General features: G+C 71.3%; 13 protein-coding genes. 4 read left to right on the top strand and 9 right to left on the bottom strand.

All coding sequences use genetic code 11. The features are described 5' to 3' along the window. Positions 1-105: 105 nt before the first annotated feature. The 4 genes from ACTRO_RS35340 to ACTRO_RS47695 form a co-directional block, all read right to left on the bottom strand. Positions 106-1698 carry an IS1182 family transposase gene (locus tag ACTRO_RS35340; RefSeq protein WP_034270236.1) on the bottom strand — a complete coding sequence of 531 codons (1593 nt, stop codon included), beginning with the start codon at positions 1696-1698 and terminating at the stop codon, positions 106-108. A gap of 425 nt (positions 1699-2123) precedes the next feature. After that, positions 2124-3491: an ISL3 family transposase gene (locus ACTRO_RS35330; RefSeq protein WP_051450234.1), complete on the bottom strand. Its 1368-nt coding sequence runs from the start codon at positions 3489-3491 to the stop codon at positions 2124-2126. A gap of 763 nt (positions 3492-4254) precedes the next feature. After that, entirely contained in the window at positions 4255-4599 is a 345-nt protein-coding gene (locus ACTRO_RS35325) for a hypothetical protein (protein ID WP_034270231.1), read from the bottom strand. Positions 4600-4636: 37 nt separating this feature from the next. Beyond that, positions 4637-4795 carry a hypothetical protein gene (locus ACTRO_RS47695; protein WP_157436620.1) on the bottom strand — a complete coding sequence of 53 codons (159 nt, stop codon included), beginning with the start codon at positions 4793-4795 and terminating at the stop codon, positions 4637-4639. 184 nt (positions 4796-4979) lie between these two features. Between ACTRO_RS47695 and ACTRO_RS35320 the strand changes: the two genes are divergently transcribed. The 4 genes from ACTRO_RS35320 (at position 4980) to ACTRO_RS35305 (ending at position 11050) form a co-directional block, all read left to right on the top strand. Next, the gene (locus ACTRO_RS35320; RefSeq protein ID WP_051451872.1) at positions 4980-6116 is read left to right on the top strand and encodes a cellulose binding domain-containing protein; all 1137 of its coding nucleotides are present in this window, start codon (positions 4980-4982) and stop codon (positions 6114-6116) included. A gap of 161 nt (positions 6117-6277) precedes the next feature. Continuing rightward, positions 6278-6955 carry a hypothetical protein gene (locus ACTRO_RS35315; protein ID WP_034270229.1) on the top strand — a complete coding sequence of 226 codons (678 nt, stop codon included), beginning with the start codon at positions 6278-6280 and terminating at the stop codon, positions 6953-6955. A gap of 154 nt (positions 6956-7109) precedes the next feature. Beyond that, positions 7110-8588: an aldehyde dehydrogenase family protein gene (locus ACTRO_RS35310; RefSeq protein WP_051452586.1), complete on the top strand. Its 1479-nt coding sequence runs from the start codon at positions 7110-7112 to the stop codon at positions 8586-8588. A 131-nt stretch (positions 8589-8719) separates the two neighbouring features. Then, positions 8720-11050: an ATP-binding protein gene (locus ACTRO_RS35305; protein WP_051451871.1), complete on the top strand. Its 2331-nt coding sequence runs from the start codon at positions 8720-8722 to the stop codon at positions 11048-11050. An 11-nt stretch (positions 11051-11061) separates the two neighbouring features. Here ACTRO_RS35305 and ACTRO_RS46295 read toward each other — a convergent pair whose 3' ends face one another. Genes ACTRO_RS46295 through ACTRO_RS35285 form a run of 5 tightly spaced genes read right to left on the bottom strand, consistent with a single transcriptional unit; the run spans position 11062 to position 15391 of the window. Then, entirely contained in the window at positions 11062-11850 is a 789-nt protein-coding gene (locus ACTRO_RS46295; RefSeq protein ID WP_084316757.1) for an isocitrate lyase/PEP mutase family protein, read from the bottom strand. Continuing rightward, complete coding sequence (locus ACTRO_RS46290) at positions 11847-12773, bottom strand: cytochrome P450 (RefSeq protein WP_084316756.1); 927 nt, start codon at positions 12771-12773, stop codon at positions 11847-11849. Before ACTRO_RS46290 ends, ACTRO_RS46295 begins: the two co-directional genes overlap by 4 nt. 55 nt (positions 12774-12828) lie before the next feature. After that, positions 12829-13659, bottom strand: coding sequence for a GNAT family N-acetyltransferase (locus ACTRO_RS35295; RefSeq protein ID WP_169739987.1), 831 nt, complete (start codon positions 13657-13659; stop codon positions 12829-12831). Between the two features lie 54 nt (positions 13660-13713). Then, positions 13714-14343, bottom strand: a complete 630-nt coding sequence (locus ACTRO_RS35290) for a class I SAM-dependent methyltransferase (RefSeq protein WP_211244512.1) — start codon at positions 14341-14343, stop codon at positions 13714-13716. 19 nt (positions 14344-14362) lie between these two features. Beyond that, positions 14363-15391 carry a LacI family DNA-binding transcriptional regulator gene (locus tag ACTRO_RS35285; protein ID WP_034278171.1) on the bottom strand — a complete coding sequence of 343 codons (1029 nt, stop codon included), beginning with the start codon at positions 15389-15391 and terminating at the stop codon, positions 14363-14365. Between the last annotated feature and the right edge of the window lie 48 nt (positions 15392-15439).

The following is a 15439-nucleotide window of genomic DNA, read 5'->3' as shown; positions in this document are numbered from 1 at the left end:
GGGTGATGGACGGAGTGGCTGGCCAGCTGGCGTCAGGGGCGTGGCCGAAAACGGCGTAGGAATTCCCCTCGGAGGACTCTGCTGGCGAAGTCGGGGGTGGTTTGGTTAGGCGGGTTTGCCGATGTGGTGGGTGTCGTAGAGGGCTTGTATACGGGTGGGTCGGCGGGGTTTGGTCTGGGTGGGCGCGTAGTGCGCGCCGAGGCGTCTGATGTTGATCGCGATGCCGGTCAGGACGTTTTGGAGGTGGTTTTTGGGGAGCCCGCGGTAGCGGGAGTGGCGTAGATCGCTGATGCGTACGGCCTGGGAGATGGTGCCCTCGATACCGGCGCGCTGGTTATAAACCTTCTGCCATTCTGGGGTGTGCTGGGTGCGGATCGCGTTCATGCGGGCCTCGTAGGGCTCGCGGGGGTGAACGACCAGCACGCGTGGCCGAGGGGCCGGCGCGCTCAGACAGGCGGTGCGTAGCGGGCAGGGTGTGCAGTCGCGGCGGGAGAAGCTGAAGGCGACCAGCCCGTTCTTCTGCCCGCGCATCGGGTTGCTCACCTTCTCGCCCGGGCAGCGGGCGCGCCCGGTGTCCCAGTCGATCTCGAACTCGCCCGGGCTGAAGGTCCCGGTCTTCGCGCCCCGCCCGCTCGAGACGGTGACCGGCGCGATCAGGGTGATGCCGTGGCCGGCCGCGGCGATGAGGTTCGCGGCGGTGGGATACCCGGCGTCCATCACATGCACGCCCGGGCCCAGCCCGCGCGCCAGGAGCCGTTCCTGGATATCAGTTGTCTGCGCGGAATCCTGCACGGTCGCCGCGCTCGTGGCGACATCCGTGACCAGGTGCGGGAGATCCTCGTCGCAGGACTCGGTCAGGTGGACCTTGCCTCCCTCCCACCCGCTCGCGCGTTTGACCGCGTAGCGGGCATCCGGGTCGTACGGAGAGATCGGCAACTCGGCCGCGGGCGGCAGGTCGGTGACGGCTTTGAGCACCCATCCGCCGCCCTCACTCCGCTCGAAGTGCTGCTCCCAGACCTGGGCGAGCAGCCGTACCTGCGGCAGCCTAAGGACCCACCCGGCCGTGGGGTCCGCCTTAAGCGTCTCGAGCAGCAGCGAGCCGTCCGCGCCGAACCGCCCGGCCAACTCCTCCATCGTGGCCTTGCCCCGCCCGCGCCCGATCAGCCGGGAGGTCTCGACCTTGCGCCCGTACCGCTCCTCCCACCCCGGCGCCAGCAGCGGCACGACCCGCTCCGGAGCGACCCGCGCGATCTCCTCGAGCGCCGCACGCACACTCTCGCCGAGCATCTCGACCCGGCCCAGCGAGCGCACCGCCGCGAGCACATGCGTCGAGTCCGTACGCGCCCGCCCGCCCGCGCGCACCAGCCCGGCCGCCTTGAGCTTGTCCAGCACGGTATCGAGCAGCGCGTCCGCGCGCCCCGGCTCGGCCAGCCGGGCCCGGAACTCGGCCAGCACCGACGCGTCGAACCCGGTCTCAGCCACATCCAGGCCCAGCGCGTACTTCCACGAGATCCGGTCCGCCATCGCCACCACCGCCTCCCGGTCCGAGAGGTTGTGCAGGAACTGCAACACCGTGACCATCGCCAGCAACCCCGGCGAAAGCGCGGGCCGGCCGAGCGCCGCAAACATCCCGGCGAACCGCTCGTGCTCGAAATCCTCATCGGCGAACAACGGCCCGAGCGCATCACGCACCCGCATCTCGCCCGTGCCCTTCGGATGCACCGCCCACGCCAACGCGGCCGTCGCCGCCGGAACCCCACCAGCCCGCACAGGACGAAACACCACAAGCCCCTCAATCACCCAGCCGACACGACCACCCAGCCTGCCACAAAATCAGACCACGACTTCGCCAGCAGAGTCCTCGGAGCGCGATCGGGCCACACAATTCCGCGCATCGCATGAGCAGTGGGTGGATCGGACCAGGGCGATGGAGAATTTCGACATCAAGCGCGACCAGACCACCGACCCTTCGCACGGATCGAGGATCGGGATGCCGGAACAGGGTGATGCGGAATTCTTCCGGATCTGGCGCGGCTGGCTCGCGGGATTCCTATGCGAGGTCTGTAATCGGAGTGGATCCCACCAGGACGATGCATGACGGCTCATCGAGCTTGACCGTGCTGTCAGGCTTTTGAGCGGCGTCTGGGTTGGGCGTGGGGTCCGCTGGTGTGGGTGGTGAGGTGTCCACGGGCGCGGCGGGTGGTGGCGGCGCGTGCGCGTAGGCGCTGGTTGGCGGGGTTGCGGTAGCCGTAGGCGGTGCGGGCGTCGGTTTTGATCACGCGGTTGGTGCCCTCGGAGCCCGCGTTCGTCACGCCGGTGGTGATCGCGGCGAGGATCTGCGGCCACCAGGTCGAGACGGTGCCGGCCAGCCGCGTGATCTCCGGCAGGCCGCAGGCGGCGGCGTTCTCGTAGAACCTGATCAGCAGAGCGCTGATCTGTGCCCGGTCCGGGTGTGTGCCGTGGAGTGCGAGCAGGTCCATCAGGTCTTCCTTGACGTTCCATGCCTTGAGGATCGGTATACCGATCTTCGCGGGCAGTGCCCGGAGGTCGTCGATCATCGGGTCCAGGTGCTTCGCGTGCATCCGTGTGCCGGCGCGGGTGAGCCTGTTTCTCAGCTCCCACTCCCGGTTGCCCTTGCGTCCTCGGCGTCCGCGCGCCTGGACGGTGACGCGGCGGCGTACCTCGGTCAGCGCTGTGTTCGCCAGTTGCGCGACGTGGAAGCGGTCGACCACCAGCGCCGCGTGCGGCAGGCTGGTGCGGATCGCGGCCTTGAACACGGTGCACATGTCGATCGCCACGACCTGGACTCCGGCTCGCCATTGCGGGCTCTGCGCCTCGATCCACGCCGAGAGCGTCTCGGCGGTGCGGCCCTCGACCTGCCCGAGCAGTCCGGCGCCGCCGCCGAGATCGACCATCCCGACGTGCCATTTATCGGCCACGACCTCCCACTTCTCGTCGCCGCCTTCGCCGGGCACGAGCCGGAAGCGCGCCTTGCCGCGCCGGATCTCGTCGATGCCCAGGCGTGCGACCTGCGGTGTCTCGGCCGGTAGCGCGAGGCGGGTGTGGGCGGCGAACGCCGTCTGCGCGATCGGCCAGGACACCTCGTGGTCGCGGGCGGCCTGGATCACGGTGCGCCCGCGGTCGGCCACCGCCGCTCCGATCGAGGCGCGAAGCCGACCGGTCAGCCGGGCACGCGGCGGGATCTGCGGGACCGACTCGGTGAAGGTCGCCCGCTCACAGGCGGCGTTGCGGCAGCGCCAACGCCGCTTGGTCCACGTCAGCGCCGTCCGGCGCCCTGCCACCGGCAGATCCCGTGGCCGGGTGCGCACCCACGAATGCGCGTGCTGTGAACGCATCCCGCAGCCGGGACAGCATCTGGCCTGCTCAGACGCGGTCACCAGTGCCAGTATCGGATTCTCGTCGTCATCGAGCATGACGCGCACGACCTGCACCCCGTCGAGTCCGAACAGCAATGTCGTATCGTTGACCAAGCCCGTGGCTCCCTCGCGATCACTCTTGTCTCAGCAACTCGAATGATCACAGAGCGCCACGGGCGCCTCTACTTCAGCAAGACCCTGATCTACGGGCCACCGAACGCCCTACACCTCAAGCACGGTCAAGCTCGATGAGCCTGCATGACTTCACATCAGGCGCGACCCGGGCGCCGATGCCTTCGCACGGATCGAGGATCAGATGTTCGGATCACGGCGATGCAGGATTCTCCCGCGTCGAGCGCGGCTAGCCCGCGGGAGGGTCGGGGATCGGGATGGTCGAATCATGGCGATACAGAATTCGACATCATGCGCGACCGGGCCACGGCCGGGACTCGGCCCGAGCGCAGCTCGCACCGGGCCTCAGGGGGTGTGCTCTCTCCTCGGTCGGGCAGGCGAAGCCCGATCAGGGTTCTGCCGGGAGGTCAAGCGGCGCGATGCGAGATCCACCATCAACGAGGGCCGCCGCCGCTTGACCTCCCGGCAGGTCCCTGATTGCCTCCGGGGACCGGCCGAGGAGAGAGCACGCCCCCGCAACCCCACCACCCCGAACCCCAACCCGCCCCACCAACGACAGCACCCACCCAAACCCGGCACCCTCTCCGAGGGAAGGGCCCCAGCCGGAGGCGAGATCTTGAAACCCCGGCTCGCCCCGCCGACGCAACGGGTGGGCGGGTGGGCAAACGAAACCGTGGGCGAAGCGAAGCGCCCGCCCCGACCCGACAAACCACTCCCCCAACACGCAGCCGATCATCAAGTCGCGTTAGGCCGAGCGCGAGCGCCGGTCTCCGCCGGTGCGCTCCCAGGGCGGAACCAGTCGCAGTTCTCCGGTGCGGGTCTCGATCTGGACCGGGTCGATCGCGTCCGGGGCGAAGCGGTACCACAGCGCCTTCGGTTCCGCGGAGGCCCGGTCCAGGGTCTCGATCCGCACGATCACGCCGTCCCGCGACCGGCGCCAGCCGCGCAGCACCCCGAGCGTCCAGCGGCCGGCCAGTCGGAACCGCACGATCTGGAAGTCGACCTCGGTCCGGCTGGTCCGGTACTCCCGTCCGCTGGGATCGGCGAGCACGAGGTCAGGCGGGTGCGGGCCGAAGCGGAGGGATGTCACCGCGACACTTTATCGAACACATGTTCTGACGCGTAGCTCACTTCATCGCGTTAACGCTCACATCGGCCTTTATCCTCATCAATACTGATGAAGCGAACACGTCGAAAGTTTCATACGTTCCGCGGCGCGGCCTGAGCGGGTCCGGGCAGGCCATCGGCTCCCGCATCACCGCGCGGTACCGGAACTTCTTGCCCACGCGCGGCCCTGGCCGGACACTGCTGTCGCCATCACCGGAGCGCCGACTCGTCCCGCGCATGCGTGGCGAGGTGCCATCCGATCGCGCAACGCTGACCCACAGCGAACTATGTGAGCGTTAACACGATTTTTCCGCGCGTGATCTGCGACCCGGCGTCTCCTGGAACCCGCAACGGAGGTTTTCGATGAGGATCCTTCAGCACCGGTCGTGGACGGCCGGGGCTATCGCGCTCGCCGTGATCGGCGCCGGCGCGGCCGTCACCGCCCCGGCCCAGGCCGCGGCCGGCTGCCAAGTCGCCTACACCGTCTCCAGCCAATGGCCGGGCGGATTCGGAGCGAGCGTGGCCGTCACCAACCTCGGCAGCCCGGTCAGCAGCTGGACGCTGAGCTGGGCGTTCACCGCCGGCCAGACGATCACGCAGCTGTGGAGCGGTTCGGTCACCCAGTCCGGCGCGCAGGTCAGCGTGACCAACGCGGCGTACAACGGCGCCATCTCCACCGGCGGCAGCGCGAGCTTCGGCTTCAACGGGACGTGGAACAACAGCGCGAACCCGGCGCCCGCCTCGTTCACCCTCAACGGCGTGGCCTGCACCGGCAGCGTCAGCGCCTCGCCCAGCGCGAGCGCGTCACCCACCCGCACCGCGTCGCCGTCGCCGTCGGCTTCCGCTTCCGCGTCGGCTTCCGCGTCGGCGTCCGCCACGGCCACGCCCTCGGGACCGCCGCCGTCGAAGACGGTCCGCGTCTTCTGGCTCAAGCCGACCGACGTGGCCTTCAACCAGGCTTACCCGAACGGCATCGCCAGCGTCATGCAGGAAGCGCAGCGCTTCTACAAGGCGCAGCTGGGCAAGACGTTCACCCTCAACAACCCGGTCGTGGAGACCGTCGACGGGCTGCACGACACGAGTTGGTACATCAACAACAACTGCACCGCCACAGCGGCGGCCGATCGCTACTGGTGCGTGGTCACCAACATGCAGACCGAGTTGCAGCAGCGGTTCGGCCTGGGCAACCCGGACAGCCGGTGGCTGATCGTCGCTGAGGTCAGCGCCGAGGAGGTGAACGTGTCCGGCGGCGGCGGCGCGCCCGGCTGGGTGCTGCTGAGCGGGCACGACGCGGACGGCGCGGCCGGCATCAACGGCCCGATGGATCGCTGGTACGGCGGCATGGTGCACGAGCTCGGCCACGCCTTCGGGCTGCCGGACGCCAGCTCCACCGACGGCACCTGCATGTCCGCGTCGCTGTACGACTACCCGAACTGCGACTTCAACCAGACCCAGAAGAACGGGATCCTGACCGGCCCGTACGCGAGCTTCCTGTCCTGACACAGCGGAATTAGCCCGCTGATTCAGCCCGGTCCGCGACACGCGGACCGGGCTGTTCGTTCCCCCGCCGGATCATCCCGTATGCTCTGCCAACGCCGAGTATCGCACGGCTCTTATTAACCTGGCGTCAAAGGCGGCGGCCGCCGCCGTGGGGGTTTGGGATGAACCGCAGGGTACTCATCACGGCGTGCGTCGCCGCCGCGCTGCTGTCGGCGGGCTGCAGCCGGGCCGTTCAACCCCCTGCGACGCTGCCGCCGGTCACCACGCCCGCCGCCGCGCGCGTCGCCGTGACGGCGGCCGGCGCCGAGGCACTGCCGTCGCAGGACCCGGCGCTCGCCGCGGACCTGCTCACCACGCACGACCTGCCCGCGGGCTGGACCAGTCTCGCCCTGTCGAGCAACACCGCACACAGCGCCGCATGCGGAAGTCTGAGCATCGGGGACTCGAGCGATCGCCCGCTGCCACGTGAAGCCTTCACCGAGTTCACCGATCGGGCCACTGCGTCCACACTCGGAGAGATGATCCAGAGCGGCGACGCGGCCCCGGTCGCCCAGGTGTGGTCCGGACTCGGCAACCTCGCGTCCGTGTGTCCGACGTTCAAGGTCACCAGCGCGTCTACGGCGGTCGCCTATCAGCTGGCCAACCTGACACTGCCGACCTACGGCAGTCGCGCCCACGCGTTCACGCTGACTGCGATGGGGAACGGCATCATGCTCTCCGGAGATCTCGTGGCGGTACGCAAGGACGACCTGATCGTCGTGATCATGACGCTGGGCGTTCAAGGCGTGCCGTCGTCGGTGCTGCTGTCGGCCCTCGGCGAGGCCGTCGCCCGCGCCTGAGCCGCCCGGGAGTGGATCGCGTATGGTGAATAAAAGTTCAGCAAGCGAACGCCGCACCCATTGACGCGCCGCGGGCCCCGACCTAGCGTTTCCGGCCACAGGCAGAGCGCCTGGCGACGCGGCACGCGTGGGTACGAGACGACGGAGGGTGGCCGTGGGCGGCACCACCACCAGCAGAGGCCTAGTGATCGCGGGCCGCGAGGTCCCGAGCGAGTCCGGCGGGCACGCCGAGGACCGCAACCCCTGGGACGGATCGGTCTTCGCCGAGGTCGCGGCCGGCACCGCGGCGGACGTCCGCGCGGCGGTGGACGCCGCGGCCGAGGCTTTCCCGGCCTGGGCGGCGACCCGGCCGGCCGAGCGCCGGGCGATCCTGAACCGGGCCGCGGACCTGCTCGCCGAGCGGACCAAGGACGTCATCGCGCTGATGGCCGAGGAGGTCGGCGCAGTCGCGCCGTGGGCCGGGTTCAACGTGATGCTCGCCGCGGACATGCTGCGCGAGGCCGCGGCGGCCACCTCGCAGCCGGTGGGCCAGGTGCTCGCCACCAACTCCGAGGGTGTGCTCTCCATCCAGCAGCGCGTGCCCAAGGGCGTGGTCGCGGCGATCTCGCCGTGGAACGCGCCGGTCATCCTGGGCGTGCGGGCCGTGGCCATGCCGCTGGCCGTGGGCAACACCGTGGTGCTCAAGCCCAGCGAGGACGCGCCGATCGCGTGCGGCCTGCTGATCTCCGACGTGCTGCACGAGGCCGGCCTGCCGGCGGGCGTGCTCAACGTCGTGACCAACGACCGCGCCGACGCCGGGGCCGTGGTCGAGGCGCTGATCGGCGACGAGCGCGTGCGCATGGTCAACTTCACCGGCTCGACCGAGGTGGGCCGGCGGATCGGCGTGCTCGCGGCGACGCACCTGAAGCCGGCCGTGCTCGAGCTCGGCGGCAAGAACGCGCTGATCGTGCTGGACGACGCTGACGTCGACTACGCCGTGGACGCGGCCGTCTTCGGCTCCTACATGAACGCCGGGCAGATCTGCATGTGCGTGGACCGGGTGATCGTGGACCACTCGCTCGCGGACGCCTTCACCGAGCGGTTCGCGGCACGGGTGCGCGACCTGCCGGTCGGCGATCCGTCCGCCGCGGGGACCGTGATCGGGCCGGTGATCAGCGAATCGGCGGCGCAGCGTGTATCGGCCCTGATACGCGACGCGGTGGAGCACGGCGCCGAACTCGTGGTCGGCTCGGGCGAGATCGAGGTTCCCGGCACGCTGATCCGTCCGACCGTGCTCGCCGGGGTGACCAAGCAGATGCGCGTCTACTACGACGAGATCTTCGGTCCGGCCACGGTGATCCACCCGGTCGACGACGTCGAGGAGGCGGTGGCGCTGGCCAACGACTCCGCGCACGGGCTGACCGCGGGCGTCATCACCGAGAACCTGGCCCGCGGCCTGGAGGTGGCGGCCCGGCTGCGCACCGGGATCGTGCACGTGGGCGACCAGTCCATCGCGGACGAGCCGCAGGCTCCGTTCGGCGGCGTGAAGAACTCCGGCTACGGGCGCTTCGGCGGTCAGGCGGGCGCCGAGGCCTTCACCGACACCCGCTGGGTGACCGCACAGGTGAGCGGGCGCGCGCACTACCCGATCTGAATGGCACACCCCGATCCAGGCGCAGCCCGGTCCGATTCCGCGCCGGCGCGGCCTCCTGACGTCTCGTCACCGGCCCGTCATCCTCCGTACTATGGGGGACGTCACGGTGCCGGTGCGAGGGAGGTGAAGCGATGGCGGCGAACGAAGCGGCCCGCCGTCTGGCCGAGGAGTTGCGCGCGGCCAAGGAGGCGGCCGGGCTCTCGCTGCGCCAGATCGGGCGGCGGACCCACTACAGCCGCGCTTCCTGGGAGCGCTGGCTCAACGGCAAGCGGCTGGTCACGGCGGACGCGCTGGCCGGATTCGCCGAGCTCACCGGCGCCGACGGCGCGCGCCTGGCCCGGCTGCTGGCGCGGGCGGCGGCGGAGCGCTCGGCCGACGCCGCGCAGGGGGCTGATACGGCCGCCGGGGCCGCCTGCCGGCTCTCGCAGCTGCCTCCGGGCATCGACGACTTCACCGGCCGCGCCGCCCAGATCGGCGCGCTGCTGCAGGCTCTGGTGCCGCAGCCGGACGGACAGCTCGGCCGGCCGTGCATCGCAGTGGTCTGTGGGGGCGGCGGGATCGGCAAGACCAGCCTGGCGGTGCACGTGGCACGGCTGGCGGAACGGCAGTACCCGGACGGCGCGCTGTACGCGAACCTGGACGGGGTCAGCCAGAGCCCGACGGACCCCTCGGACGTGCTCGCGCAGTGGCTCACCGACCTGGGCGTGCCGGCCGAGCACGTGCCCGGTTCGCTGGAGGCGCGCTCCGCCCGGTTCCGTAGCGTCGTGCGCGATCGGGCGCTGCTGGTGTTGCTCGACAACGCCCGGGACGCCGCACAGATCAGACCCCTGCTTCCTGCATCAGAACTCTGCGGCGTACTGGTGACCAGCCGAGTCCAGCTCGCGCATCTGCCGGCGGCGCGGCACGTGCAGCTGGAGCCGATGAGCTACCCGGAGGCGCTGAGCCTGCTGGAGAACGTCGCCGGGGCGCAGCGGGTGGCCCGGGAGCCCAAGGCCGCCGCGGCGGTGCTCGACGCGTGTGCCGGCCTGCCGCTGGCGCTGCGGATCTGCGCGGCCCGGCTCGAGACGCGGCCCGACTGGAGCGTGCAGACCCTCGCCGAGCGGGTGGCCGACCAGCATCGCCGGCTCGACGAGCTCGCGGTCGGGGATCTCGCGACCCGTTCCAGCTTCGACATGAGCTACGCCCAGCTCGCGCAGGACGCTTCGGGCGAGCCGGCCGACCGGCGCTCGGGCATCTCCCCCGCCCGCGCGTTCCGCCTACTCGGCCTGGTCGCCACCCCGGACATCGGCCTGCGCGCGGCGGCGGCCCTGTTCGGCGTGGACGAGGAGCAGGCCGAATACGTGCTCGAATCCCTGGTCGACGCGCACCTGCTGGAGTCCCCGGCCGTCGAGCGCTACCGCTTCCACGACCTGATCAGGCTTTACGCGGCCGAGCGGGCCGAGCAGTCCGAGACCGAGCAGGAGCGCCGGGACGCGCTGGAGCGGCTGCTGCTGTGGTACGCCGCGAGCGCGGACCTCGCCGGGCATCTGGCGCATCCGGGCCGGCCCTGGCTGGAGCTGCCGCCCTCGGCCGCGCAGCCGGAGCCGCTGACCGACTCGGAGGGCGCGATCGCCTGGTACCACGCCGAGCGGGCGAACCTGCTGGCCGCGGGCGAACTCGCGGAGGCGAACGGCCTGTACGACTTCGGCTGGCGGCTGCCGCACGCGATGTGGCCGTTCTTCCTCATGCGCAGCAACCGGGCGGACTGGATCGCTGCCGTGGAGACGGGATTGCGGTGCGCGCACGCGCTCGGCGACCGCGTCGTGGAGGGGCGCATGCGCAGCAGCCGCGCGCAGGCGCTGACCGAGGTCATGCGGTTCGAGGAAGCAGTGTACGACTACCGGGTGGCGCTCGAGATAGCCACCGAGGGCGGGCTCGTGCCGATGATCGCGGCGACCCTGACCAACCTGTGCATCGTGCACTGGGAGTCCGGCCGCTACGACGAGGCGATCGACTACGGCGCGCAGGCGGTCGAGCGTTATCGCGCCGCCGACAATCGGCTGCCGCTGGCCCGCTCGCTCAACAACCTGGGCCACGCCCTGCTGCTCGCCGACCGCGCCGAGGAGGCCGGAAGAGCCGGCGCGGAGGCGGTCGAGCTCGGCCGCGAGCAGAACAACGGCCTGATCATCGCGGACGGTCTGCTGATCGAGGCCGAGGCGCGGTGGCGCACCGGCGGTTGCGCGGATGCGGCCGAGGCGGGCTTCCGCGAGTCCCTGGAGCTCAGCGCCGGCGTGGGCCAGCTGCGCAACGAGGCCCAGGCCCGGCAGTTCTTCGGCGGCTTCCTCGCCGCTCAGGGGCGGCGCGAGGAATCGGCCGAGATGCTGGCGAGCTCGCTGAAGATCTTCGAGGCGATGGACCACCCCAAGGTCGTCACACTGCGGCAGATGCTGGAACGGGTCAGCTCGGGCGTGCCGCTGAGCTGAGCCGGATCCGGCTACGAGGCCGGCCCTTCGTCGGCGAGTGCCTGCACGTCGGCGTAGGAAGGCATGCCCTGACCGACCGTCCGGCCCTGCCGGATCGCTTCCGCGGCGTCGAGGGCGGCGCCGAGTGCGACGCGGTAGAGCAGCGAGCCGAGGCTGACCCGGCGCACACCGAGGTCCGCGAGCTCGGCCAGGCCGGGTCCGGCGGGCGAGTAGAGCAGGTTGAGCGGCGCGTCCACGGCCTCGACGATCACAGAGATTCGGCTCGCATCTGCGAGTCCGGGTACGAATACCCCGTCAGCACCGGCGTCGCGGTAGCGGGTGAGCCTCGCGATGGTCTCGTCCGTGCGCAGGTCCAGCCAGACGGTATCTGTACGAGCATTGACGAAGAACTCTGGTACGGCTTCCTTCACTGCTGCGATCTTGGCTGCGTGCCGCTCCGGGTCGGTGAGCGTGCCGTCGCTGCGGCCGTCCTCGAGGTTCATTCCGATGGCGCCCGCGTCGGCGAGCTCGCGGGCGAACGCGGCGACCTGCTCGGGGTCGTCGGAGTAGCCGTCCTCGGCGTCGATGGAGAGCAGGAACGAGCCGCCGCCGAGTGCTCGGGCGACGGCGAGCGTGGCTGCGCGGGTATCGCCCGCGCTGTCACGGAATCCGGCGGACGCCGCGACACCCATGCTGGTCGTGGCGACGGCCGGGAAGCCGGCCTGCGCGAGTGCGGCGGCCGAGGCGTGGTCCCAGGCGTTGGGCAGCAGGAGCGGCGTGGCCTGGTAATGGAGCGCGGCGAACGTAGCGGCGTGGTTCATGCGGCTTCATCCAGTTCGGTCGGTCCGTTGCGCGTCATCTGCGGTGCGCGGCTGAGGTCGAGGATCCCGGCCGCGAGAGCGAAAGCGTGCCGCCAGCCCGGACAATGCCGTGGGTCCGCGCCGAAGGTCAACGAGCCGGTGGGCTGCTGACAGACTTCCGGCTCACGGTTGGCGGCGGCGATGTCGAGCGTCACGGTGTCCCCTTCACGGACCTCGACGCCGCCGATCGCGGCTGCCTGCAAGGCGATGCGCCGCATCGTGCGCACGGGCGGGTCGTACCGCAGCGTCTCGGCCAAGATCTCGTCGACTTCCTGGTCGCCGCCATCCTCGGCCAGCGCGCGCAAGGCGTTGTCGACGAGCGTGCCGGTCGCATCGCAGGCCTGGACGAGGATGCCGATCCGATTGGCCGCGGCCTCCAACCGGGCTTCGGATTCGTGCTCTTCCGTGCTCGGCAGCAGCGGCTCGTCGGCGGAGATCAGCACGGCCATGAGCCGCGCGACCGCGGCGTCGGCGGCCTCGTCGTGCCCACCGAAGTAGACCCCTGCGACGAGGCGGACGTCGGCCGCGACAGCGTCCGGGTCGGGCAGTCCGTACGCCTCGGCCAGAACGCGTACTGCGAGTGAGCGCGCGTCGGCCGGCGCACCGCCGATGCGGGCCGCTCGCGCGGCGGCCCCGGTGGCGGCGCGGCGCAGGGCGACCGGGTCGAGCCGCTGCAGATCGGCCTCGACCGTCGTCCGGCGGCGCTGATGGGTCGGTCCCGCCGCGAAGCGGGCCACGGTGGCCCGCAGCCAGGCCGAGGTGCCGGGGGCGGGAATCTCGGGCGCCTCGTCGCTCTCGCGCGGCGGGATCGGGACGAGCACGGGGTCGGCCAGCGCCTCGACGACGTCGGCGTACCGGGAGAAGCGGTGCTCCTTGGCTGCCATGACTCCACGGTAAGCCCGGGAATCTTCGGTCGCGGCCGAACCGTCCGCCCGGGCGTCAGCCGCCGATCTGATAGATGGCGTACTGTCCGACCTGCTCGAAACCCAGTCTCTGGTAGACCGGTCGGCCCTGCGAGGACGCCTGGAGCGAGGCGGTACGGTAGCCGGCGTCGCGGGCGAGTTCGAGCGCCGCGACCGTGATCGCCGTGCCGTAGCCGCGCCGTTGGTGTTCCGGCCGCGTGACGACGTTGTAGATCCCTGCGACGCCGGCGTGCAGCAGAACGTCGGCGGTGCACACCGGCACGGAGTCGACGTAGCCCACGAGGAAGCGGCCGCGGCCGTCCGGAGCGAGCGCGGAAAGCCGTGCACGCGCCAAGAACTCGCGCATCGGCGACCGTCCGGCGTCCCAGCACGAGAGCAGGACCTCACAGAAGTCAGCCCACTGCGTTGCCGTCAGCACCTCGCGGATCTCCGGCTCCGCGCCGGCGTGATCCGCAGCGGTCCAGGCGACGGGCGCCTTCTCGAGCGGCAGCACCATCACCGGCATCGCATCGACCTGCGCGAGCCCGGCCGCCAGCAGCCGCGCTCCGAGATCCGCGGGCGTCGTTCCCGGGTCCACCCACCAGACGAACGGCCGGCCGGTTTGCGCCATCCGGGCGAGCACCTGCTCGATCCGCGCCCCCGCGGTGCCCGGATCGAGCCGGACGTACGCGACGGCGTTGAAGGTCGGATCGGCCACGCCGCTGTCGGCGAAGACCAGGTCGGCCTCGACCCGCGCGCCCGCTCCGGGCGTGTGCCGGTTGAGATGGGCGACGGCTTCGGCCAGGTTGCGGGCGACCGCGTCGGCCAGTCCCGGATCGTCCGCCCGCAGCGGGCTGCTGGAATCCACGGTGCCCGATTCCACCACCTCGCGGCCGAGTGCACCAGAGTTCTGATGTACCAATCAGGACACTGATCGGAAGGACACTGATCGATCCGCCGAGGCCGGCTTGGTCCACACCAGCGAGTACCGGTAGTAGAGCCGGTGCCGGTAGCGCACGCCCGGAAGCACCCGGCGGGCCAGCGAGCGCACCTCCCGCCAGCTCAGGTCGGCCGACTTGACCGGCATCCCCGGGGCCATGGCGTAGCTCGGTCGCAGATTGTTGAGTCGGACGACGGGCAGGCAGAGCCCGCTGACGATCCACTCCATCGGCGAGCGCGTCGCGGCCAGCCCGACCACGACCAGCCGCCCGCCGGGACGCAGCAACTCGGCCGCGCGCAGCAGCCCGGCCCGCTGGTCCATGTGATGCAGGCTCGCCACGAAGGAGACGAGATCGAAGCTCTCCGGCGTGAACGGCTGGCTCAGGAAGGCGCCTTGCCGGAACTTCAGCCCCGGCACGCCGGCGCCGCGCGCGCGGGCGAGCCCGATCATGTCGGCGGAGGGGTCGAGCCCGAGCACCTGCCGGCCGGGCCCGGCCAGCGACCGAGCCAGCCGCCCGTCGCCGCACCCCACGTCCAGGACGTCGCGGCAGCCGGACGGCGTCGATCGCAGTACGAGCGGAAAGTAGGCGCTGTTGTGGTTCCAGTCCTCCACCGTCACTCCTCTCCTCGGCTCAGCGCGGCACAGTCGAACCTCGCACCGCGAGGGTGGCCGACGGCTCGCGCCGATGTCCCGGATCGCCGCCTGCCGCACGCTCGATCAGCGCCCGGGCGGCCCGCGCGCCGTAGGCGGCGACGTCCGTGCCGAGCGCGGTGAGCGGCGGGTCGACCAGGTGGCACAGGACCGAGTCGTACCAGGCGGCTATGGCGAGCTGCTCCGGCACGGCCAGCCCCATCCGCCGGGCTTCACCGAGCCCTGATATGGCCATGAGATCATTGTCGTAGACCACTGCGGTCGGGCGGTCCTTGCGCCGCAACAGCTTCTCGGTCGCCTGCGCGCCCGAAGCCGCGGTGTAGTCCGCAGCCACGTCCGTCGTCTCCAGACCCAGCTCTTCGGCCGCGCGGGCCAGCGCCGCGGTGCGCAGCCGCGTGTGCCAGAGGTCTGACATGCCGGTGACGTGGCCGATCCGGGTGTGGCCGAGCTCGGCCAGGTGGCGCATGATGACGCGGGCGTTCGCGGCCTCGTCGGTGTACACCGCGGGCAGCCCGCCCGAACCCTCCGGCGCGCCGACCACCACCGCGGGCAGGCCCAGCTCCTCGAGCACCGCCACCCGCGGGTCGTGCACGTGCAGGTCCACCAGCAGCACGCCGTCCACCCGGCGCTGCGCCCACCAGGCCCGGTGCAGCTCGCTCTCGGCGCGGTGGTCCTCGGCCACGGTGAACAGCAGTGCGGAACGCTCCTCGGCGAGCTCGCCCTGGATGCCGGCGACGAGCTGCATGAAGAACGGCTCGACCCCGAGCGAGCCCGCCGGACGGTCGATGACCAGGCCGAACGCCCCGGCCCGGCCGTCGGTCAGGGCGCGCGCCGCGGTGTTGGGCTGCCAGCCGATCTCCCGGGCGATGGCCCGCACCCGCTCGCGGGTGGCGGGCGAGACGCCGGGCTGGCCGTTGAGCGCGAAAGATACAGCGGCCTTGGTCAGTCCGGCCCGCGCCGCGATGTCCGCGATGGTGGGCCGGCGCGCCGGCCGCGGCTTCGTGGCCACCCTGCCCACCTCTCTCGATGCTCGCGCGGGCTCGGCCCGCGGCGGTCA

It is taken from the genome of Actinospica robiniae DSM 44927 (genome assembly GCF_000504285.1).
Lineage (GTDB): Bacteria > Actinomycetota > Actinomycetes > Streptomycetales > Catenulisporaceae > Actinospica > Actinospica robiniae.
This window is presented reverse-complemented; position numbering and strand designations above follow the sequence as displayed.